Genomic DNA, 20189 nt, shown 5'->3' with positions numbered 1-20189 from the left:
CCCGCAAAAAAATTTATGGTTTTGCCCCCTGCTGACTGATTGTTCAATCAACACACCGGAAAAACACAAAAAAATGTTCGTATTTTTTTAGGCGACATGCTGTCCCACGTCCCAAAGGCTACATGCACGCCGGTGTGGATAGTCCGGTAATGTCTCCAGCCACAGACTCCAGGCGATCCAGACGACGGCAAAGTGTTGGCACTGCAGCCCTGACTGGCCCGCATCCCCCTCTCTCCCAGCCCATGGCAGTGCGCCCTCCGGGACCGCCCCCTTTCCCCAGACAGCGAGCATCCCCACGGCCCCATATCCGGTAGCTCTCCCCAAGCATGAAAAAAGCCGGGAAAGGTCTCCCCTTCCCGGCCTGTCATGGCTGATGGTCCTAGTCCCCCACGATCAGGGTACTGCCCACGCGCAGGTTCTGGGCATCGATCCCGTCATTCCAGCGCTTGATGTCCTCCACCGAGACATCGTTCTTGCGGGCGATGCCCCACAGGCTGTCACCGGCCTGGATGGTATAGGTCCTGGTGCGGGAGGCACGGGAGGCCTTGCCCTTCGGCGAGCCCTGCCGCTCGGAAGAAGACGGACGCGACGCCGCGGCGCCGCCCTTGCCGGGGATGGTCAGGCGCTGGCCCACCTGCAACTGGCTGGGGTCGTCGATATTGTTACAGGCCTGCAGATCGCTGACCGAAACGCCGAACTGCCGGGCCACGCCGTAAAGGGTATCGTTGGGCCGCAGCACATAGACGCCGCCCGAAGGTTCGGACCTGCTGCGTTCCTGCCTGTCCCGGCCGGACGAACGCTCCTTCCGCGAGGGCGTCCCGTCCGCCGCGGCCACGGCCGAAGGCGACATGGGCACGCCGCGCGGCAACAGCAGGGTATCCCCGGCGTAGATCTTCTTCTTTTCGGGGTTGGCGGCCTGGATGCGTTCCAGGGGCACGCCGCTGCGCTTGCTGATCCGGGCCAAGGAGTCGGACGAGGTCTGCACCTTGGTGGGGCGCCAGTTGGCAAAGGCCGAGGCCGACGGCGAACGCAGGAACGCCTGGGCCTGGGCCTCGTTCTGGACCGGCACATAGACGAAGGTGGAACGCTCGGTGGACGAGATGGTCCGCTTGTGGTGCAGGTTGTAGCCCTGGAAGCTTTCCCAGCTCAGGCCACAGGCACGGCTCAGGGCCATGAGGTCGGTGCCGGGGCGGGCCGTCAGACGACGCACCGGAGCGGGCTTGTCCTGATCCACGGGCGTGAAGCCCAGCTGGGGCAGGTTGCGCATGATCTTGCTCATGGCCAGGAAGCGCGGCACATACTGCACGGTCTCGGGCCGCAGTCGGGCTTTTTCGTCCAGCTTGTGGTTGCGCTCCACCACTTCATAGAAATTTCGGGCCCCCGTGCCTTCCTTGGCACGGCTCATCTTGCCCTCACCGGCATTGTAGGCGGCGATGGCCGTGGGCCAGTCGCGGAAATCCCCGTACAGTTTCTGGAGATAGTCGGCGGCGGCTTCGGTGGCGCGGTAGGGGTCCAGACGTTCGTCCAGCCACCAGTCCTGGGTCAGGCCGTACTTCATGCCGGTATAGGGCATGAACTGCCAGGCGCCCAGGGCCCCCACACGGGATTCCGCATCGGGACGGTAGCCGCTCTCAACCAGGGCCAGATAGGCCAGCTCTTCGGGCATGCCGCGCGAGCGGAAGACCTTGCGGGCATAACCCAGATAGGGCTCGGCATTGCGGGAAAAGACGCTCATGGTCCCGCGCCCCTTGCGCAGGAAGTGCTTGTATTGCAGGACCACGTCCGGCATGGAGGCCTTGTGGATGTCACGGTCGATGCGGGCCGTGTTCTGGAAGGCGGCCAGTTCCGTGGGGGTCAAAGGCTCGCCGCCCTCGTCGCCAGGGATGATGAGGGACGGCATGGAAAGGGGCTGTCCTTTTTTCTGTTTGCTGCCGCAGCCGCCCGCCAGCAACAGACAGAAGGCCAGAACACAAAGCACCCCCAGACGTGCGCGGCCCCTGCCGGACCAATCAGGAAAGAACATGCTTACTCCCGTGCCCCCGGCTTGCCATGTGCCGGGAAGCTGCGTACACAAAAACGGATCGGGACCTCTTCCCGGTCCCTCCCAGTAACAACGCCCCCAATCATGGAGACGCCATGAATCAAACTTCCGAGACCCCGCTCCTGCCGGGCATGAAGCCTGTGCTGGAACTTTTGCGGACCGACCCCCAACGCATCGACCTCGTCTTTTGCAAAAAAGGCCTGCGTACCCGGGATGCCCAGGACGTGCAGCAGCTGTGCCGCCAAAGCGGCGTCCGCTTCAGTCTTGTGGATCAGGCGGCCCTGGACAGGCTCTGCCGCGAGGCCGCCCAGCAAAACGGCAACGAGGCCGCCCCGCTCAACCATCAGGGCGTTGTGGCGCGCCTGACGGCCACGGATTTCCGTGATCTGGCGGACGTGCTGCAGGCCGCGGCCGAAGCGCCCCTGCCGCTGGTGGTGGCCCTGGACCAGGTCCAGGATCCGGGCAACGTGGGCACCCTGTGCCGCACCCTGTATGCCCTGGGCGGCGCGGGCGTGATCCTGCCCCGCCACAACAGCGCCTATCTGGGCCCCGCGGCCCATCGCGCCGCTGCCGGTGCCCTGGAGCGCCTGCCCGTGGCCCGGGTGACCAACCTGGCCCATGCGCTGGACGAAGCCGAAGAGGCGGGGTTCAGCATCTACGGCGCGGGCTGCGGCCCTGACGCCGCCGACGCGTTCGAACACGCCATGCAGCTGCCCGCCGTGCTGGTGCTGGGCAATGAAGACAAGGGCCTGCGCCCCGGTGTGGCCAAACGCTGCGGCCGGATGCTGCGCATCCCGCTGGCGCGCAAGTTCGATTCGCTCAACGTGGCCCAGGCAGGCGCCATCCTGCTGGGCCTGGCCGCCATGCGCCGCCAAGGATAACGAACACAAGCCCCTGCGCCGCATGCTGGGGGAAAAATAGCTTGGGCGCCAACAAGCGTCAACAGGAAAGGCCGCCGACAGCGCGGCCGGCAAGGGAGGTCCCGCCGGGAGCTCCCTTGTTTTTTGCCCCTGTCGGCGGGAAGGCCCCTCCGCCGCATGCGTCTTGACTTCCCTGCTCACGGCGGTATTTTGAAATATATTTCAAATCAAGGATGTCCCATGCGACCGCAAAAACTACGCCGCATCACTGCCGAGCCCTGTTGCCGACGTTTCCTTCCTGAAACAGGAAGCGACGCCCCCGCCATGAGACTGGGCCTGGACATGTTGGAAGCCCTGCGCCTGGCAGATGCCGAAGGACTGTCGCAGGAAGAGGCCGCCCGGCAGATGGAGATCTCCCCGCCCACCTTCTGCCGACTGCTGGCCGAAGCCCGTCGGCGTGTGGCCCATGCCCTGACCCGGGGACTGCCCCTGGTCGTGGAGGGCGGCCCAGTGCGCCTGCGCCGCCCGGACCATGCTGGAGATCAGGGCTATCACGGTGGACACGGGCAGCAGTGCGACGGGGCGACGCGGACGCCCGGGACGGCGGAGCAGGCAGAGACACCGTGTTCCCCTGCCCGGCCTTGTGGCGGGCACGGCTTTGGACATGGCAGGAGAGGCCGGACATCACGCTGATTTCCGGTCCGACGACGCACACCGGCGCAGGCGGCATGATGCCGTACAGGGGCGGCGCAAAGGAGCGACAGACATGCTCTGGACGAAACTCGGCATGGGCCTGCTGGGCATGGCAGGCAAGGGACTGGCCGGCAGCGGCCTTTTACAGACCATCAGCCAGGGGCTGGGCAGCGGCAAGGGCGGTGGCGCAGGCAAAGGCATGGGAGGCGGCAAGGGCTGCCGCCAGACGGACCCGCCGTCCCTCGATGGACTGCTGACCGGGCTCCTGCAGCGCCAGACTACCGTGGGCGAGACCGTACGCGCCTTCCTGCCCGCCGCATCAGCACACGATGCCGGATCGGAGACCATCGACGTGCGGGCCTTGCCCGCAGGCTCCCCGGCTTCGACGGCTGTGGACAGTGCGGACATGGAAGCCGCCATGCGTGCCCTGCTGGGCAGCATCCACCATTTCAGCGACGGTCGTGTCCGCCTGCGCCATCCCCTGTTCCGGGAAAGCGGCACGTTCGAGGCCCTGCACCGCCTGCTGTGCGAGGGGACCGGCATCCGGGATGCCACGTTCAACGCCGTCACCGGCTCCGCCCTGCTGACCTATGACCCCGCACAGACGAGCCGCGAAGGGTTCCTCCATCAGGCGCTGCCTCTGGGGGCCTGCCTGCTGGAATGGGAGGCCCGGCACTCCTGATCTTCCCCGCCGGCTATCGCTGCGCTCCCCGGCAGGGCGGACCTGCCCTGCGGGTCCGATCGCGCGGCAAGACGCAAGAGCAAAGGCCCGGGGACACCATGGGACCTGTCCCCTGCTCCTCACGAAACGAGGCCGCAGGGCATCACCTTGGCCACTCAGGCCACACGCACAAAAAAGGAGCCTGTCGGTGACAGGCTCCTCTCATATCATCGTGATGGTCCGTTACGCGGGGACCTTGGGCGGACGGGGACCGAAAATGTCCGTGCCGATGCGCACCAGGGTGGCCCCTTCGGCCACGGCCGCGGCAAAGTCGCCGGACATGCCCATGGAAAGATGGGGCAGCGGCAGGCCGGTGCGCGCCCGCATGTCCTCGCGCAGACGGTACAGACGGGCAAAGTAGGGCCGTGCGGCCTCGCCCGCGTCAAAGACGGGCGGCAGGCACATGAGCCCCTGCATCTCCAGATGGGGGCAATGCGCCAGCACATGCTCCGCCAGTTCGGGCAGGGCATCGGCCATGATGCCGGCTTTCTGGGGCTCCTCGCCCACATTGATCTCGCACAGCACGGGCTGGACCACGCCCAGCGCGGCGGCGCGCTTTTCCAGGGCGTCGGCCAGCTTGACGGAATCCAGGGTATGCACCAGGGCAAAGGCCCCGGCCACCTGGGCGGCCTTGCGGCTCTGCACATGACCGATCATGTGCCAGCGGATGTCACGGCACTGGGGCTGGGCCACCAGATCCTGCCGTTTCTGCAGGGCCTCCTGCACATAGTTCTCGCCAAAATCCACCTGTCCGGCGGCGGCCACACAGGCCACGTCCTCGGCCGGATGCAGTTTGGAAACGGCGATCAGGCGCACCTCTTCCGGCTTGCGGCCGGCACGGGCGATGGCCTCGCCCAGCCGCTCCAGCACGGAATGATAGCGCTCACGCAAGGCGGAATCATCCATCATGCTTTCCTCTACAGGGATTCGGCCCCCATGCCCAGCTCGCGCAGGAAGGCCGTGTCTTCCGTCCAGTTCTCGCGGACCTTGACCCACAGTTCCAGATGCACCTTGCCGCCGATGAGCTCGCGGATGTCCTGACGGGCCTCCATGCCCACCTGCTTCAGCACCGAGCCGCCGCGGCCGATGACCATGCCCTTGTGCATGGGACGGGCCACATAGATGACGGCGTGGATGATGGTCTGCTCACGTTCGGGATCTTCGTCCCAGTTCTCCACTTCCACGGCGATGCCGTAGGGCACTTCCTGACGCAGGTGCAGGAAGAGCTTCTCGCGCACGATCTCGGCGGCCATGAAGCGCACCGGCGCGGTGGAGATCTGGTCTTCGGGGAACTGGGCGATGCCCTTGGGCAGCTGTTTTTTGATGAGCTTGGCCAGCTCGGGCAGGCCGTCCTTGTTCAGGGCCGACACCGGGAAGATCTCGGCGCGGGGCCACATCTCGTTGAGACGGGTCAGCAGGGGCAGCATGCGGCTCTTGTCGGCGAACAGGTCCACCTTGTTGGCCACCACCACCATGGGGCGCTCGTCACTGGCCAGGGCCTCGGCCACGGGAGCCAGGTCACGGTCCAGGTATTCGGGATGGCGGATGTACAGGTGGGCGTCCAGCACGGGCATGATGACGTCGGCCTGGCCAAGGCTCTGCCACACGGCCTGGATCATGGTCTTGCTCAGGCGGCCGCGCACCTGCGACAGGCCGGGAGTGTCCATGAAGATGGCCTGGGCATCATCGTCCGTCAGGATGCCCACGATCTGGTTGCGGGTGGTCTGGGGCTTGGGCGTGACGATAGTCACCTTCTGGCCCATGAGCCCGTTCAGCAGCGTCGATTTGCCGGCATTGGGCGGCCCCATGAGCGCGACCCAGCCGCAACGGTAATTCTGACCGTTCATTGGTTTTCCTCGTATATATGTAATGAAAAAATGAGTGTCTGAGCCCTGTCTCCCATATCCGGCGCGCCTGGTCAAGCGCGGGGAGGCCGTCCGACCGCATGAGGAGAGCCCGTCACAGGCCGGCGGCGGATGACGGAGCGGCAACGGAGAGCGGCACGAGGGAACGATGCCACCGGACCGGACAGGGAGGCGGCCCGGCGATCCCTCATGCCACAAAGGAAAGGACAGGCGGAGGAAGCGGCGCAGGAAGAGCGCAGCCCAGCCCCGGCAGAGGGGCCCGGCCGCAAGACAGAGGCGTGCACGCCGTACGGATATGGCCGGAGCACCGGCCTCACGGAGACAACGGACTAGAGCCGGGGATCGTCCACAGGGACCTTCCGGCCCGTACGGGCTTCCAGCCAGGCCCGGATGCGGGCATGGGAGGCGGCCCGCACCTGCTTCTTCTCCTCCATCATGCGGGCATCGGCCTGACGCAGCAGTATCTCGGGCGCCACGGAGCCGTCATCAGAGCCCGCCAGGCCAAAGGAAAGCTCCAGCGGCAGGCCTCCGGCGGCATTCCAGGCGTCCAGGGCCTTGCGGATGGTGGACAGCCGTTCGCGCACCACATCGCAGGGACAGGACAGCACCATCACGAACTCGTCCCCACCCAGGCGGGCAAGGCAGTCCTCCTGCCGGATATGCTTCAAAAGCTGTTGCGCCGCGGTACGCAGCAATTCGTCACCGGTATGATGCCCAAGATGGTCGTTGATCATCTTCAGGCCGTTGACATCGGCCATGAGGACGCTCAGGGGGCCCCTGTCCTTGCGCACCTGCTGGAGCAGCCCGTCCAGATGGTAGCGGTTGTACACGCCGGTCAGGGGATCGAGACGGATCTTCTTTTCCAGCACGTTGCGGTCATGCTGGAGAGAACTGATGTCCGTATGCATGCCCACGATGCGCAGGGCCCGTCCCTGACTGTCCCGGCTGGTCACACAGCCGCGCCCCAGCACCCACAGCCAGGAGCCGTCGGCCCGCCGGATGCGGTAGGTACAGGAAAAAGCGTCCCCCTCCGCGGGAGAAGCCGCGACCCGCATCTGCATGTTCACGGTCTTCTCGTAATCGTCAGGGTGCACGGAACGCACCCAGGAATCCAGTTCGGCGGGATAGGTCTCAGGCGTATGCCCCAGCATGGACAGATAGTTCTGGCTGTAATAGACCTTGCCGGTGGTGGCGTCCCAGTCCCAGAGACCGTCGCTGCAGGCATCCATGGCCAGCAGCAGGCGGTCGGCACCGCCCACGGGAGCGGCCTTGCCCGCCAGGAAAGGCGCCAGGCTGCCCGATACCACCAGGGCACGCCCTTCCCTGTCCCGATGCAGGACCGAAGCCGTCAGCAGCAGCGGCAGCTCCTCGGAGCGGGAAGGCATCAGCAACAGGCTCTGCCGCCCCGAACACAGGGGGATGTCCAGCCAGCGGCGCAAACGCGCCAGCGATCCCGCCGCCCGGTAGAGTCGGCGCAGACGGCGCAGGGAGGCCCTGTCCAGGGGCCCTGCCCCGGATGCCAGCCCCAGCAGACCGGCACAGCGGGCGTCCAGCAGCAGCTCCCCTTCCTTCCTGATATAGGTCCAGTAGCCGCCGTCTTCTCCTACCGGCAGGGAGACCTCATCCCGCAGGTCGAACGTGCCGAGGATCGTCTGTGGCCTGCCCTCTGCATCGCACTGGATGATGTTCAGGTCCTCGCGGATATGCCGGCCGTTGTAGGTATAGGAACAGCTCAGGCAGCCCGGCGCCTTCCCTGTCAGGGCCATCTGGCGCTGGCGTTGCAGGAAATGGCGCTGGGGTTCCGGCAGCCGGTCCAGGAAATCCGCCATGGTCCGCGGCGCCGTCTCCGGCGTCAGCCCCAGCAACAGCAGGGCCGGTGCGCAAAAGACGAGACTGTCCGTCGGAAGATGCCAGGTAAAGCAGGGCGCGGAGTGAGTAGGAAAGGACATGGTCCCTCACTTGAGTTCGGATACAGGGAGTGCCGCCATCCTACCCAAAATTGATATAAAAAATCAACTTTACGATATTTTCCTGTTCTGCCGGGCTGTTATCAGAAACTGTTATCACAGTCCCCGTCCCTGGGCCGCCTCATCGGGATAGAGGCTTTCCATATGGGCCAGGAAGGAGGCGTAACGGTCTTCCAGGATGGCCTGGCGTGCCTGCCTGACCACATTGAGGAAGTAGGTCAGGTTGTGCAGGGAATTGAGGCGGAAGGCCAGCAGCTCCTTGCTGACGTACAGATGACGCAGATAGGCACGGGAGAAGGTCCGGCAGGTGTAACAGTTGCAGGCCGGATCCAGGGGGCTGTCGTCCTCGGCGTATTCCTTGCGCTTGATGTTGACCTTGCCCAGCGAGGTATAGAGCGTGCCGTTGCGCGCGTTGCGGGTGGGCAGCACGCAGTCGAACATGTCGATACCGGCGTTGATGCCGTGGGCGATGTCCAGGGGCGTGCCCACGCCCATGAGGTAGCGGGGCTTGTCCTTGGGCAGCTGGGGCGCCACTTCGTACATGAAGTCGTAGAGCATGTGCTTGCTCTCGCCCACCGAAAGGCCGCCGATGGCGAAACCGTCGAAATCATGGCAGCACAGTTCCTCGATGGAGCGTTTGCGCAGATCCTTGAAGAAACCGCCCTGGGTGATGGCGAACAGCAGGTTCTGGCCGCTGCCCTGCGGATAGGCCGCACGGGCGCGCAGGGCCCAGCGCGTGGTCAGGGCCAGGGACTTTTCCGTATAGGCATAGTCCGCGCCATAGGGCACGCATTCGTCCAGCACCATCATGATGTCGGAATTGAGGTTGCGCTGGATGCCCACCACGCTCTCGGGCGTGAACAGATGCTTGGAGCCGTCCAGATGGGAACGGAACTCCACGCCTTCCTCCCGGATCTTGCGCAGGGAGCTCAGGCTGAAGACCTGGAAGCCGCCGCTGTCGGTGAGGATGGCGCCGGGCCAGGAGGCAAAGCCGTGCAGGCCGCCGTGCCGGGCCACCAGCTCGTCACCGGGACGCAGGTAAAGGTGGTAGGTATTGCCCAGGATGATGGGCGCGCCGATGGCGGCCAGATCGTCCGGCGCGATGGCCTTGACCGAGCCCACGGTGCCCACGGGCATGAAGATGGGGGTGGGGATGACGCCGTGTGCCGTGCGCACCTGACCGGCGCGGGCCGCATTGTCGCTGTGTTCGAGTGTATAGACGGATTGTGTCATGGCGGGCAGACTAGCCGGATGGGCGCGGAAAGACAAGCCGTCCGGAGCCGGGATTTTTTGCCTGTGAAACCCGGCCGTTGCCGGGATCACGGCAGACTTTCCTTGTGCCTGCCGGGCAATGTTGCTATGCTGCCTCCCTGTTTTTCATCCGAGGAGCCGTCATGAGCTGCACATTCACCCCTTCCCGCTGTCATATCCGCCTGGGAGCCCTTGTCCGCAACTTCAGCCGCATGGGCCGGCCCGACAGACTCATGCCTGTCATCAAATCCGATGCCTACGGTCACGGCATGACCGAAGTGGCCCACGCCCTGGACGCCGCCGGCGCCCGCCATTTTGCCGTGGGCACCGTGGCGGAGGGCATCTGCCTGCGCCAGGACGGCCTGGCCCAGACCATCCTGCCCCTGCTGGGCTGCCAGAACGACGAAGACTGGCAACAGGCCAATGCCTGCGGCCTGACGCCCCTCATCACCGGTTTCGAGGCCCTGGAAAAGGCCGCCGCCCTGAGCAGCCCGGCCGATCCCTGGGGCGTGGCCATCAAGCTGGATACGGGCATGAGCCGCCTGGGCTTCAGCGCGGAAGACATCCCGGCCCTGTTGGAGCGCCTGCGCGCCTGTCCCGGCCTCAAGCCTTCCCTGGCCGTCTCGCACTTTCCCTGTGCCGACATGCCGGAACAGGAGGCCTTCACCCGCCGCCAGCTGGAAAAGTTCACGGCCATGACCGACAGCCTGCGGGCGGCCTACCCGTCCCTCAAGCGTTCCCTGGCCAACTCGGCCGGGACCATGGGCTGGCCCGAGAGCCGCTTCGAACTCTGCCGCCCGGGCTTCTCGCTCTACGGCGGCAACCCCTTCCGGGGCACGGCCTGGGAAGGACGCGGCGCGGGCCTGGAACCCGTCATGGAGGTGAGCGCCCCCCTGTTGCAGGTGCGTCACCTCAAGCCCGGCGAAGGCATCTCCTATGGCCAGACCTTCATCGCGCCGCGCGAGATGAGCGTGGCCGTGGTGGGCGCTGGCTATGCCACGGGCTATCCCCGCGGTGCCTCCGGCCGCATCCACGTGCTGGTCAACGGCCGCCGTGCGCCCCAGGTGGGCCGCATCTGCATGGGCATGTTCATGATCGACGTCACGGGCCTGCCGGCCCACGCCGGTGACCTGGCCTGGCTGCTGGGCGGCCCCGCCGCACCGGGCGAGACGCCCGTCAGCATCGACGAGCTGGCCGAAGCCTGCGGCGGCTTTTCGTACGAGCTGCTCTGCCTGCTGGGCCAGGGCAGCCCGCGCGTGTACCACAAGTAGGCCGGCGCGCGGTACCCGGCATACGGCATCCGTCCCGGACATGCGGGCAAGCCCGCCCCACCCGTGACGAAGGGCGGAACGGCCCCGCGATCGCTCCCCAAAAGATTTTTCCGCCGCTTTTGCGGCCAAAAACTTGACAGACGCGCTGCTTGCGGCTATAGAGCGTCTTCCCTTGCTCGTACCAGAGGGGTACGGGCTGTCAGTCCAAAAGGAGATAACCATGCGGAAATTTGAAACCCTGCTCCTCCTTTCGCCGGAGCTGTCCGCCGAGACCCGTGAGGGCATCCTGACCGCCCTGACCGGCGTGGTGGAACGCGAAAACGGCGTGATGGAAGAAGTGGATCACTGGGGCATGCGCGATCTGGCCTACCCCGTGCGCAAGCAGATGCGCGGCTACTATGTGCGCCTCGTGTACCAGGCTCCCGCCGAACTGGTGGCCGAACTGGAACGCAACGTGCGCATCACCGACGGCATCTTCAAGTTCGTGACCGTCAAACTGGCTGAAGAAGTGGAGGTCGCGTAATGGCTTTCAAGAAGAAGTTTGCCCCCCGTCGCAAGTTCTGCCGCTTCTGCGCGGACAAGGATCTGCCCCTGAACTACAAGCGCCCTGACATCCTGCGCGACTTCATCACCGAACGCGGCAAGATCATCGCCCGCCGCATCACCGGTACCTGCGCGCACCATCAGCGTCTGCTGACCCGCGAAATCAAGCGTGCCCGCCAGATGGCCCTGCTCATCTACACCGCCACGCATGATTCCACCGTCAAGAAAAAGAGCATGATCTAAGGAGGCGCACATGAAACTGATACTCCGCGCCGACGTGGAAAATCTCGGCAACCTTGGCGACGTCGTCACCGTGAAGCCCGGCTACGGCCGTAACTTCCTGCTGCCCCAGGGCCTGGCCATGGTGGCTTCCGAAGCCAACATGAAGGCCTTTGAACTGGAACGCAAGAAGCTCCAGGAACGCATGGATGCCCTGCGCGCTGACGCCCAGGCCCTGTGCGCCAAGCTGGAAGCCCTGGAAGTCGTCATCCCCATGCACGTGGGCGACAACGACAAGCTGTACGGCTCCGTGACCAGCAGCATCATCGGCGATGCCCTGGCCGCTCTGGGCGTGGATGTGGACCGCCGTCGCATCCTCATGGACGCCCCCATCCGTACCCTGGGTGATCATCCCGTGCGCGTGCGCCTGCACGCCAGCATCGTGGCCACCGTGCCGGTGAAGGTCGTTTCCGACCATCCCGTGGTGGAAGAAGAAGCCCAGCCCGAAGCCGAAGCTGAAGCTCCCGCCGCCGAAGCCGAATAAGGCAGGCGTCGGCCTTCCGGCCCAATGCTGATCGAAGCCCCGCTCATCGAGCGGGGCTTTTTTCATGCCTGCCGTTTCCAGACATGGCGGCGCGTCATGCGCATCGCCTTCCGGTCCCGCCCTGTTCCCGTCCCAGGACAAGGCCCGTGCGCCTGCACAATTTCTTCCACCCAGGCGGTCCCGACAGGGAGCCTCTGCCTGCATTTCTTCCTGCCGGCTGGGGACGCCACCGGCCCCGTGCTTTTCCTGCTCACCTGTCGTCCGCAAGGCCCTGTTCGCCTGCGTGGAAGCTCCTGCCCCCCTCGCCGCACCGGACAGAACAGGCACGGTGCCCTGCGCTTCCAAGACCCGGCCACCGCATTGACAGGCACCAGCGCAACCCGTATGCCTTTCAGGCAACAAAACTCATCCCGAACCCGCGAGATCATCATGGCCAGCAACGAACCTTTCGGCTCCGCCTCTTCCCCGTCCCCCCGCCAGTCCGGCGCGCCCCGCACCAGCGAGGCCAACGACCGCGCCCGCACCGCGGAGAACGATCTGCTGCGGCGCGTGCCGCCCCACAGCCCCGAAGCCGAACAGGCCGTGCTGGGCGGCATCCTCATGCGGCCCCAGCTCATGCACGTCATCGTGGACCTCATCGCGGACACGGACTTCTATCTGCCGGCCCATGCCACCATCTTCCGGGCCTTCCTGGACCTGTACCGCAAAAGCGCGCCCATCGACCTCATCTCCACCGCCGAGCAGCTCAAGAGCAACAATGCCCTTGAGGAGGCCGGCGGGGCCGTCTATCTGGCCGACCTGGCCCAGGCCGTGGTCTCCGGCGCCAATGCCGAATATTACGCCACCATCGTGCGCGACAAATCCCTGCAGCGCGGCCTCATCAATGCCTGCTCGTCCATCATCAGCAACTGTTACGACGCCTCGCGCGAGGTGGGCAGCCTGCTGGACGAGTCCGAACAGGCCGTGTTCGCCATCTCCCAGCGCACCACGGGCCGCGACTTCACCGGCGCCCGCGAACTGGTGGACAGCGTGTTCGAGAACCTGTCCAAGCTGGCCGACTCCCGCGACGTCATCACCGGCGTCACCACCGGCTACACGCGCCTGGACAAGCTCACCGCCGGGCTCCAGCCCTCGGACCTCATCATCGTGGCCGCCCGTCCCAGTATGGGCAAGACGGCCTTCTCGCTCTGCATGGGCCTCAATGCCGCCATCCGCCAGGGCGTGCCCGTGGCCGTGTTCTCGCTGGAAATGAGCAAGGAACAGCTCATGCAGCGCATGCTGGCCGTGTGGGGCAAGGTGGACATGTCCAAGCTGCGCCGCCCGGCCCTGCTCACCGACGCGGACTGGAGCAACCTTTACACCGCGGCCGACGTCATCTCGCGCGCGCCCATCTACATCGACGACACCCCGGCCCTGACCACCCTGGAGCTGCGCGCCCGTGCCCGTCGCCTCAAGGCCGAAAAAGGCCTGGGCCTGGTCATCGTGGACTACCTCCAGCTCATGCGCACCAGCCGCCGCACCGACTCGCGCGAACTGGAGATCTCGGACATCTCCCGCTCCCTCAAGGGCCTGGCCAAGGAAATGAACGTGCCCGTGGTGGCCCTTTCGCAGCTCAACCGAAAAGTGGAAGAACGCGGCGACAAGCGCCCCATGCTCTCGGACCTGCGTGAATCGGGCGCCATCGAGCAGGACGCCGACGTCATCATGTTCGTCTACCGCGACGACGTGTACAAGTTCACCAAGCCCGCCGACCGGCCGGTGCAGGGCATCGCCGAGATCATCATCGGCAAGCAGCGCAACGGTCCCGTGGGCGTGGCCGAGCTGCTCTACATGTCGCCCTATACGGCCTTCGAAGACCTGGCCCCCGACTGGGCCCCTTCGGAAACGCCGCAATAACGGATCACGGATCGAAGAGCCCCGCCCGCATCGCTGCCGATGCCCGCGGGGCTCTTTGCGTCACTGGCGGGTGCGGCCTGCGAGCCCATGCGGAAGGTCTGCCCCGTGCGAAGGCCCCGCTCCATCCTGCCCGGCGACTCCGCCCCGGGAGGGATGTCTCCGGGCCCCCTATGCTCCTTCCCGGGCCGTCTGTGCAACGTCCTCCCGTTCCGGTAGCCTCCATTCCCCGCCTCTACCGCCACCCGCCCTGAAAAGGACACAGAGGAGCGCATTCCGGACAAAATCCCATCATAGCCTCCGGCTCTTGCCTGCCTCCTCCCCGTACTGTCCCTCCATGCTTTATGCGCCTTTCCTGCGTCCTGCTCCTGCCCTGTCGCCGTTCATCCCCATCCGTTTTCTCCTGTCCGGGCCTCCCCGGGGCGGCGCCTCCCTCCCGGCTCTCCAAAGGCAAAAGATTGTGCGCTCAACCAGCATTTTTCCAGCCATCCCGGCACCTTTGTGCAAAGAAAAATGATTTTGTGAAAAAAAACGCGAACACCGCCCTATTACCCTCTTCTTTGCCTGATAATTCAGCCTGTTCGCCCCCCGAAAGGCCCCTCAAAACAGGGGCAAAAAACCGAAAAAATCAAGAAATAACGGACTTTTTCCGCCAGTCTGCGTTGACAAGCCCCGCAAAGCATGTTTCTGTTTTTTCAATTGCCGCAGGTCTTCAAGCCGTTTTGGGGATCACATGCGGCGTGTCTGTCACTTTCGAGAGGGTGTTTTTTCATGTCCAAGTCCATCTATGTTGGGAACCTCCCCTGGGCCGCTACTGAAGAACAGGTACAGGATCTTTTTGCCGAATACGGCAAAGTTCTGTCGGTGAAACTGGTCAGCGACAGGGAAACCGGCCGTGCCCGTGGCTTCGGCTTCGTGGAAATGGAAGACGGTGAAGCTCAGGCTGCCATCGAAGCTCTGGATAACTACAGCTTTGGTGGTCGCACCCTTCGCGTCAACGAAGCCAAACCCCGCGCCCCGCGTCCTCCCCGCTACTAGGGAATTCCCGCGGACATAAGAAACGCCCCGGGTGCATCGCTTCCGGGGCTTTTTTTATTGGCAAAGGACCGTGACGGACAGCAGAAAAAACAGCATACTCTCCCGCCGCACAGGGCGCGGGCCAAGCTCCCCCCGCCTTGCCGAGCGCGGCAAATTCTGCCATGATGTGAAAGACGTGCCGGGAGTACCGCACGAAGCAATCTTAATGAGGAGGCTTGCATGCTCAATCCCAAACAGTGTGTTCTCTACAGCGGCGGCGCTGCCGGGACCGAACAGTTTTTCGGCGCTCTGGCCGAAGGCTGGGGCATCGAAGAAGTCAACTACAGCTTTGAAGGTCATCAGATCGAGCGCAAGCGCGGCGTGCGCGTGCTTACCTCCGAAGAGCTGGCGCTCAAGGACGTGAGCCTGACCTACGTCTCCAAGCTCATGAACCGCGAATACACCCGCGCCCCCATCTTCCGCAAAGTGCTGCAGTCCATCTGCTGGCAGGTCAGCAGCGGCAACCAGGTCATCGTCATCGGTGCCATCCAGCCCGACAACACCGTCAAGGGCGGTACCGGCTGGGGTGCCGAATTCGCCAAGATCTGCAATAAGCCCCTGCTGGTGTTCGACCAGCCCAAGAACGGCTGGTTCACCTGGGACAAGGAAGTCTGGACCCCGGTGGAAAAGCCCGTCATCGAGCATGCCCACTTTGCCGCTACGGGCACCCGCTTCCTGGAAGACAACGGCCGCGACGCCATCCAGGATCTCTTCGCCCGCTCCTTCAACCGTTAAGCCGCGAGCAGCCCAGGCTGCCGGGCCTTTTCGGGCGCATCCGCCGCGCTTTCACAGGCGCGGCGTTTTGCGTCCTGTGAGGAATCCATGGCCCAGCAATTCACCGAAACAGAACGTGCCATCCTGCGTATCGTGCAGGCCGACCTGCCCGACTCCCTGACCCCGTATGCCGACATCGCCCGCACCGTGGGCTGCACGGAAGAGGAGGTCCTCGACCTGCTCTCCCGTCTCAAGCAAAGCGGTGCCATCCGCCGCTTCGGGGCCAGCATCAAACACCAGAAGACCGGCTGGAACCACAATGCCATGGTGGGCTGGAAAGTGGCCCCCGAGCTGGTGGAAGAATGCGGCGCCATCGCCGCCCGCCACAGCCACATCTCCCATGTCTACTACCGTCCCAGCGCCGCCCCCGACTGGCCCTACGAGCTGTACACCATGGTGCACGGCCGCAGCGAACAGGAATGCCTCGACGTGGCGCAGGAACTGATCGCCACCACGCCCCTGCGTGAGTACGCCATCCTCAAGAGCTTGAAAGAGCTCAAAAAAATCTCCATGACCTATTTTTAGGAGCCTGACGCCAATGGACGACAAATCCCGCGCGCTTTTTGACAAAGCCTGCCAGCTCATCCCCGGCGGGGTCAACAGCCCCGTGCGCGCCTGCCACAACGTGGACAGCCTGCCCCTCTTCATCGCCGAAGCCCACGGCAGCCACATCATCGACGTGGACGGCCGCGAGTACATCGACTTCATCCTCTCCTGGGGCCCCATGATCCTGGGCCACGACCACCCCGCCGTCACCGCCGCCGTGCGTGAGGCCGCCGGTCGCGGCACCAGCTACGGCGCGCCCTGCCCCGACGAAGTCACCCTGGCCGAAGAAGTGGTGGCCGACATGCCCAGCCTGGAAATGGTGCGCATGGTCAACTCCGGTACCGAAGCCACCATGAGCGCCCTGCGCCTGGCCCGCGGCGTCACCGGCCGTGACAAGGTGCTCAAGTTCGTGGGCTGCTACCACGGCCATGCCGACCCCTTCCTGGCTGCCGCCGGTTCCGGCCTTGCCACCTTCTCCATCCCCGGCACCCCCGGCGTGCCCGCCGCCGTGGTGGCCGACACCCTGCTGGCCCCCTACAACGACCTTGAGGCCGTGCGCGAGATCTTCCGCCAGCATGGCGAAGGCATCGCCGCCATCATCGTCGAGCCCGTGGCCGCCAATATGGGCCTCGTCCTGCCCAAGCCCGGCTTCCTCGAAGGCCTGCGCGAGATCACCCGCCAGTACGGCGCCCTGCTCATCTTCGACGAAGTCATCACCGGCTTCCGCGCCTCCTTCGGCGGCGCCCAGGCCCGCTTCGGCATCGATCCCGACCTGACCACCTTCGGCAAGATCATCGGCGGCGGTCTGCCCGTGGGCGCCTTTGGCGGCAAGCGCCAGTACATGGAAAACGTGGCCCCGCGCGGCGCCGTCTATCAGGCCGGTACCCTTTCCGGCAACCCGCTGGCCATGGCCGCCGGTCTGGCCACCCTGCGCCAGCTGCGCCAGATGGACTACGACGCCCTGGAACGCCGCGTGTCCGCCTTTGCCGGCGAACTGCGCGCCATCCTCAGCGCCAAGGGCGTGCCCATCCAGGTGCCCACCATCGCTTCCATGTTCTGCCCCTATTTCAGCGAGCAGGAAGTAGTGGACTTCGCCACCGCCAAGCAGTGCGACCAGCAGCTGTTCACCACCTTCTACAAGCAGATGCGCCAGCAGGGCATCTTCCTGGCGCCCTCGGGCTTCGAGACCGGCATGGTCTCCTTCGCCCACACCGACGACGACTTCAACAAGGCCCTGGACGCCGCCCGCAAGGTCAGCTTCTAGGCTGCCATTGAAGTTTGAAGATTAAGCGAGGGGGAGAGGGAAACCTTTTCGGCGAAAAGGTTCTCCCTCTCCCCCATGCCCCCTCTCCTTTCCAAAACCTTTCCATCAGGTCCCTGACGGCCTGTCCGGCACCCGGGCCTTTTCCCTGATGCCTGTCTCCCGGTTTTTGGACGGCTGTTTTTTACGAAGGAAAGGGAAAGCCTTTTCATCAGGTCCATGCCGTCCGGTATGACGCGCTCTTCCTGCCTTTTCCGCATGTCTTTCTTGCTGGAAAAACCGGCCAGCACATCCTCCACCATCTTTTGCAGCTCGCTGATGTAACGGACCAGACCCGCCTTCGGCCTGTTTCTCCAACGGCTGCTTTTGGGTGGCGCTGCATGGCAGGCAAAAGCCCTCTTCTATCAGCCTTCCGTTTTTTCTTTTGAGGATCTCCGGCCCTCCGCACTGCCAGCCGTGCTCTGTTACCTGAAACAGATACCGCACTGGCTGCGGCGTTTTCGCCGCCTGCCCTTTCCCGCTCCTTGCCCGGCCAGGGAGGATAGCAGGCCTTGCGCCCGGCGGCGGGGACGTGCCATACCGACCTGAGTAAACGTTTTCGGCGGGGATGGGGGAGCGCGAGGGGGAAGGGGAGCCCTTTTCCAAAAGGGCTCCCCTTCCCCCTCGCCCCTCATCTCCCCCTACGTCTCCCTACGACCCGAACCGGAATCCCCATGCATTGTATCTGTCATGTCCTGAGCGGTGCGGCCTTGCCGCTGGCCCGACGCCTGCGGGAAGCGCTGGCCGCAACGCCGTGGCGCAGCCCCGCAGGCGAGACGCTGTCGGAATGCCGCTTGTCCGCACCGCAGCGTTTTGCCCCGAAAGACTGCCGGCCATTTGCCGCCATCAAGGATGCGGCCCGACAGGCCGCGGGCTTTCCCCAGATCTTCGTGGGCGCGACGGGCATCGCCGTGCGGGCCATGGCCCCCCTGCTGGAACACAAGAGCACGGACGCGCCCGTCCTGGTCATCTCGCCCGACGGACGTTTCGTCATCAGCCTGCTGGCCGGACACTGGGGCGGCGGCAACAGCCTGTGCCGTCATGTGGCCGCCCTGCTGGATGCCGTGCCGGTCATCACCACAGCCACGGATTGCGGCGAGCGCCCGGCGCTGGATCTGTTCCTCCGGGCAGCGGGCCTGCGCATCCTGGACTGGGACCAGCTCCCCCCGGCCCAGGCCTGCTGGCTGGAAGGACGGCCGTTGCCGCTGTGGGACCCCTGCGGCGCCGTGGCGGACGGAGAAGGGGGCGCCTTCCTGCGGCAGGAAGATCTGCCGGAACAGGAGGGGCCCGCTCTCTGCGTGCACTGGCAACGCCTGCCCGCACGGCAAGGCCGCCTGCGGGTGGCCCTGCCCTCGCTGGTACTGGGTCTGGGCTGCCGCAAGGGCATCCCTGCGCCACTGGTGGCCACAGCCGTGGAAGGCCTGCTGCTGCGTCACGGGCTGGAGCCCCAAGCCCTGGCAGCTCTGGCGACCGTGACGGAAAAAGCCCAGGAACCGGCTTTGCAGGAACTTTCCCGGCGTCTGGGCCTGCCCCTGCTGACCTTCGATGCGGCGGAGCTGGCCGCCGTGACCACGCCCCACCCGTCCACGGCGGCAGGAGAACGCTTCGGCTGCACGCCCTTCAGCGTTTGTGAGGCAGCCTGCCTGCTGGCGGCCCGACAGCTGGGGACAACGGGGGCGACGACGCCGGGTGATGAAGGGACGTTGCCTGTCAGCCAGGGCAGGCTGAAGGACGGTCCCCTGGCGGGAACAGGAAACGGACAGCAGGCAGACGGCACGGGTGCTCCTGTCGCCCGTCTGCTGGTGGAAAAAGCCAAGGTGGCCGGCCAGCTTACCCTGGCCGTGGCCCTGTCGGACAGGGGCCTTCGGAGGAATGATGACTGAGATGGTGAAGGACCAGGGGCGGGACGCCGTCCTGCTGGTGGGCGGCGGGAGCCTGTGCGCCGCGTCCGTACCGTTGCTGCTGGCCGCCGGGCTGGTCCCTGCGGGCGTCATCCACGGTCCGCGTTGTGACTTCGTGGCAGAGGCGGGCGTGCCTCCGCTGGGCCGGGACGCCGATCTGGCCCGCCTGCACCGGGAATTCTCCCGGGCCGTGGTCACGGCCCCGCACAAGCAGGCCGCCAAACTGCGCCGCCTGTTGCACGACGCCCTGCGGGAACTGGGCTTTTCCCTGGTCAGTGCCGTGCATCCTGACGTCCGCATGGAACGGGGTGTCTTCGTGGGCGCCGGGAGCCTCATTTTTGCCGGTGCCTCACTGGCAGCGGAGTGTCGCACCGGCATGGGCTGTGTGCTGCGGGCCGGAGCCTGCCTGGAGGCAGCCTGCCGTCTGGGGGATCATGTCCATCTGGGAGAAGACACGCACCTGGGTGCGGGCGTCATGGTGGAAGAAGGGGCCCATCTGGGACGTGACGTGCGCGTGGATGCGGGCCTGCGGCTGGAAAAAAATATTTTTGTGCCGGACGGTGTCCACCTCACATCCCGGACCCTGCCGCTGTACGGTACGGGAGGGGGACAGGACGGCAGCATATAATCTTCCGATTTTCAAGAAAAATTTCATGAAATCATATTTCCTTTCCACGGCAGACAAGCATGTTTACGCCGTTTTCCCCTGGCCGAAGACCGTGC

The 20189-nt window shown here is 65.2% G+C and carries 20 protein-coding genes; 14 read left to right on the top strand and 6 right to left on the bottom strand.

The annotated features are described in order from the left end of the window. Window positions 1-379 precede the first annotated feature (379 nt). Entirely contained in the window at window positions 380-2023 is a 1644-nt protein-coding gene (locus DESPIG_RS11720; protein ID WP_006008994.1) for a lytic transglycosylase domain-containing protein, read from the bottom strand. Between the two features lie 113 nt (window positions 2024-2136). On the opposite strand from DESPIG_RS11720, the gene DESPIG_RS11715 reads away from it, so the two are divergent. The 3 genes from DESPIG_RS11715 to DESPIG_RS12985 all read left to right on the top strand — a co-directional run bounded on the left by DESPIG_RS11715 (window position 2137) and on the right by DESPIG_RS12985 (window position 4276). Beyond that, the gene (locus DESPIG_RS11715; RefSeq protein WP_006008992.1) at window positions 2137-2922 is read left to right on the top strand and encodes a TrmH family RNA methyltransferase; all 786 of its coding nucleotides are present in this window, start codon (window positions 2137-2139) and stop codon (window positions 2920-2922) included. A gap of 156 nt (window positions 2923-3078) precedes the next feature. Next, entirely contained in the window at window positions 3079-3594 is a 516-nt protein-coding gene (locus DESPIG_RS13365; RefSeq protein ID WP_006008990.1) for a DUF134 domain-containing protein, read from the top strand. 73 nt (window positions 3595-3667) lie between these two features. Further along, the gene (locus DESPIG_RS12985) at window positions 3668-4276 is read left to right on the top strand and encodes a hypothetical protein (RefSeq protein ID WP_050760338.1); all 609 of its coding nucleotides are present in this window, start codon (window positions 3668-3670) and stop codon (window positions 4274-4276) included. A 222-nt stretch (window positions 4277-4498) separates the two neighbouring features. Here the strand turns inward: DESPIG_RS12985 and DESPIG_RS11700 are convergent, their stop codons facing one another. The 4 genes from DESPIG_RS11700 to tgt all read right to left on the bottom strand — a co-directional run bounded on the left by DESPIG_RS11700 (window position 4499) and on the right by tgt (window position 9380). Further along, window positions 4499-5224 carry a YggS family pyridoxal phosphate-dependent enzyme gene (locus tag DESPIG_RS11700; RefSeq protein ID WP_006008985.1) on the bottom strand — a complete coding sequence of 242 codons (726 nt, stop codon included), beginning with the start codon at window positions 5222-5224 and terminating at the stop codon, window positions 4499-4501. A gap of 8 nt (window positions 5225-5232) precedes the next feature. Next, the gene (gene era / locus DESPIG_RS11695) at window positions 5233-6162 is read right to left on the bottom strand and encodes a GTPase Era (protein ID WP_006008984.1); all 930 of its coding nucleotides are present in this window, start codon (window positions 6160-6162) and stop codon (window positions 5233-5235) included. Between the two features lie 347 nt (window positions 6163-6509). Then, complete coding sequence (locus DESPIG_RS11685) at window positions 6510-8129, bottom strand: GGDEF domain-containing protein (protein WP_006008980.1); 1620 nt, start codon at window positions 8127-8129, stop codon at window positions 6510-6512. A gap of 114 nt (window positions 8130-8243) precedes the next feature. Beyond that, window positions 8244-9380, bottom strand: coding sequence for a tRNA guanosine(34) transglycosylase Tgt (gene tgt, locus DESPIG_RS11680; RefSeq protein ID WP_006008977.1), 1137 nt, complete (start codon window positions 9378-9380; stop codon window positions 8244-8246). A gap of 161 nt (window positions 9381-9541) precedes the next feature. Between tgt and alr the strand changes: the two genes are divergently transcribed. The 9 genes from alr (at window position 9542) to hemL (ending at window position 17529) form a co-directional block, all read left to right on the top strand. Next, window positions 9542-10669 carry an alanine racemase gene (alr, locus tag DESPIG_RS11675; RefSeq protein WP_040370055.1) on the top strand — a complete coding sequence of 376 codons (1128 nt, stop codon included), beginning with the start codon at window positions 9542-9544 and terminating at the stop codon, window positions 10667-10669. Between the two features lie 220 nt (window positions 10670-10889). After that, a complete protein-coding gene (rpsF, locus tag DESPIG_RS11670; protein ID WP_040370053.1) occupies window positions 10890-11192 on the top strand; it encodes a 30S ribosomal protein S6 in 303 nt (100 codons plus the stop codon). Then, window positions 11192-11455 (top strand): 30S ribosomal protein S18, encoded by a 264-nt coding sequence (gene rpsR / locus DESPIG_RS11665; protein WP_006008972.1) that lies wholly within the window; start codon window positions 11192-11194, stop codon window positions 11453-11455. The genes rpsF and rpsR overlap by 1 nt, the downstream gene beginning before the upstream one ends. A gap of 10 nt (window positions 11456-11465) precedes the next feature. After that, window positions 11466-11975: a 50S ribosomal protein L9 gene (rplI, locus tag DESPIG_RS11660; RefSeq protein WP_006008970.1), complete on the top strand. Its 510-nt coding sequence runs from the start codon at window positions 11466-11468 to the stop codon at window positions 11973-11975. A gap of 429 nt (window positions 11976-12404) precedes the next feature. Then, entirely contained in the window at window positions 12405-13871 is a 1467-nt protein-coding gene (gene dnaB, locus DESPIG_RS11655) for a replicative DNA helicase (RefSeq protein ID WP_081446888.1), read from the top strand. 768 nt (window positions 13872-14639) lie between these two features. Beyond that, window positions 14640-14906 (top strand): RNA recognition motif domain-containing protein, encoded by a 267-nt coding sequence (locus DESPIG_RS11650; RefSeq protein WP_006008963.1) that lies wholly within the window; start codon window positions 14640-14642, stop codon window positions 14904-14906. Between the two features lie 219 nt (window positions 14907-15125). Further along, window positions 15126-15680 carry a hypothetical protein gene (locus DESPIG_RS11645; protein WP_006008959.1) on the top strand — a complete coding sequence of 185 codons (555 nt, stop codon included), beginning with the start codon at window positions 15126-15128 and terminating at the stop codon, window positions 15678-15680. An 87-nt stretch (window positions 15681-15767) separates the two neighbouring features. Continuing rightward, window positions 15768-16244 carry a siroheme decarboxylase subunit beta gene (gene ahbB, locus DESPIG_RS11640; protein WP_006008957.1) on the top strand — a complete coding sequence of 159 codons (477 nt, stop codon included), beginning with the start codon at window positions 15768-15770 and terminating at the stop codon, window positions 16242-16244. A gap of 13 nt (window positions 16245-16257) precedes the next feature. Next, window positions 16258-17529: a glutamate-1-semialdehyde 2,1-aminomutase gene (gene hemL / locus DESPIG_RS11635; RefSeq protein ID WP_006008956.1), complete on the top strand. Its 1272-nt coding sequence runs from the start codon at window positions 16258-16260 to the stop codon at window positions 17527-17529. Here hemL and DESPIG_RS13905 read toward each other — a convergent pair. Continuing rightward, window positions 17526-17828 (bottom strand): hypothetical protein, encoded by a 303-nt coding sequence (locus tag DESPIG_RS13905; RefSeq protein WP_006008954.1) that lies wholly within the window; start codon window positions 17826-17828, stop codon window positions 17526-17528. The two genes, hemL and DESPIG_RS13905, sit on opposite strands and share 4 nt — an antisense overlap. A gap of 411 nt (window positions 17829-18239) precedes the next feature. Here DESPIG_RS13905 and DESPIG_RS11630 point away from each other — a divergent pair, with 411 nt between their 5' ends. Continuing rightward, window positions 18240-19448 carry a cobalt-precorrin 5A hydrolase gene (locus DESPIG_RS11630; protein WP_006008949.1) on the top strand — a complete coding sequence of 403 codons (1209 nt, stop codon included), beginning with the start codon at window positions 18240-18242 and terminating at the stop codon, window positions 19446-19448. Beyond that, window positions 19441-20094 (top strand): DapH/DapD/GlmU-related protein, encoded by a 654-nt coding sequence (locus DESPIG_RS12980; RefSeq protein ID WP_169304828.1) that lies wholly within the window; start codon window positions 19441-19443, stop codon window positions 20092-20094. Before DESPIG_RS11630 ends, DESPIG_RS12980 begins: the two co-directional genes overlap by 8 nt. Window positions 20095-20189: the final 95 nt, after the last annotated feature.

The organism is Desulfovibrio piger ATCC 29098, from assembly GCF_000156375.1.
Classification (GTDB): Bacteria; Desulfobacterota; Desulfovibrionia; order Desulfovibrionales; family Desulfovibrionaceae; genus Desulfovibrio; species Desulfovibrio piger.
The sequence above is the reverse complement of the archived record's forward strand: the minus strand, read 5'-3'. Positions and strand labels throughout refer to the sequence as shown.

Excerpts from the sequence above, each read along its gene's own strand:
- DESPIG_RS11720 (WP_006008994.1), bottom strand. The coding sequence starts at position 2,023 with ATGTTCTTTCCTGATTGGTCCGGCAGGGGCCGCGCACGTCTGGGGGTG.
- DESPIG_RS11715 (WP_006008992.1), top strand. The coding sequence starts at position 2,137 with ATGAATCAAACTTCCGAGACCCCGCTCCTGCCGGGCATGAAGCCTGTG.
- DESPIG_RS13365 (WP_006008990.1), top strand. The coding sequence starts at position 3,079 with ATGCGTCTTGACTTCCCTGCTCACGGCGGTATTTTGAAATATATTTCA.
- DESPIG_RS12985 (WP_050760338.1), top strand. The coding sequence starts at position 3,668 with ATGCTCTGGACGAAACTCGGCATGGGCCTGCTGGGCATGGCAGGCAAG.
- DESPIG_RS11700 (WP_006008985.1), bottom strand. The coding sequence starts at position 5,224 with ATGATGGATGATTCCGCCTTGCGTGAGCGCTATCATTCCGTGCTGGAG.
- era (WP_006008984.1), bottom strand. The coding sequence starts at position 6,162 with ATGAACGGTCAGAATTACCGTTGCGGCTGGGTCGCGCTCATGGGGCCG.
- DESPIG_RS11685 (WP_006008980.1), bottom strand. The coding sequence starts at position 8,129 with ATGTCCTTTCCTACTCACTCCGCGCCCTGCTTTACCTGGCATCTTCCG.
- tgt (WP_006008977.1), bottom strand. The coding sequence starts at position 9,380 with ATGACACAATCCGTCTATACACTCGAACACAGCGACAATGCGGCCCGC.
- alr (WP_040370055.1), top strand. The coding sequence starts at position 9,542 with ATGAGCTGCACATTCACCCCTTCCCGCTGTCATATCCGCCTGGGAGCC.
- rpsF (WP_040370053.1), top strand. The coding sequence starts at position 10,890 with ATGCGGAAATTTGAAACCCTGCTCCTCCTTTCGCCGGAGCTGTCCGCC.
- rpsR (WP_006008972.1), top strand. The coding sequence starts at position 11,192 with ATGGCTTTCAAGAAGAAGTTTGCCCCCCGTCGCAAGTTCTGCCGCTTC.
- rplI (WP_006008970.1), top strand. The coding sequence starts at position 11,466 with ATGAAACTGATACTCCGCGCCGACGTGGAAAATCTCGGCAACCTTGGC.
- dnaB (WP_081446888.1), top strand. The coding sequence starts at position 12,405 with ATGGCCAGCAACGAACCTTTCGGCTCCGCCTCTTCCCCGTCCCCCCGC.
- DESPIG_RS11650 (WP_006008963.1), top strand. The coding sequence starts at position 14,640 with ATGTCCAAGTCCATCTATGTTGGGAACCTCCCCTGGGCCGCTACTGAA.
- DESPIG_RS11645 (WP_006008959.1), top strand. The coding sequence starts at position 15,126 with ATGCTCAATCCCAAACAGTGTGTTCTCTACAGCGGCGGCGCTGCCGGG.
- ahbB (WP_006008957.1), top strand. The coding sequence starts at position 15,768 with ATGGCCCAGCAATTCACCGAAACAGAACGTGCCATCCTGCGTATCGTG.
- hemL (WP_006008956.1), top strand. The coding sequence starts at position 16,258 with ATGGACGACAAATCCCGCGCGCTTTTTGACAAAGCCTGCCAGCTCATC.
- DESPIG_RS13905 (WP_006008954.1), bottom strand. The coding sequence starts at position 17,828 with ATGGTGGAGGATGTGCTGGCCGGTTTTTCCAGCAAGAAAGACATGCGG.
- DESPIG_RS11630 (WP_006008949.1), top strand. The coding sequence starts at position 18,240 with ATGCATTGTATCTGTCATGTCCTGAGCGGTGCGGCCTTGCCGCTGGCC.
- DESPIG_RS12980 (WP_169304828.1), top strand. The coding sequence starts at position 19,441 with ATGACTGAGATGGTGAAGGACCAGGGGCGGGACGCCGTCCTGCTGGTG.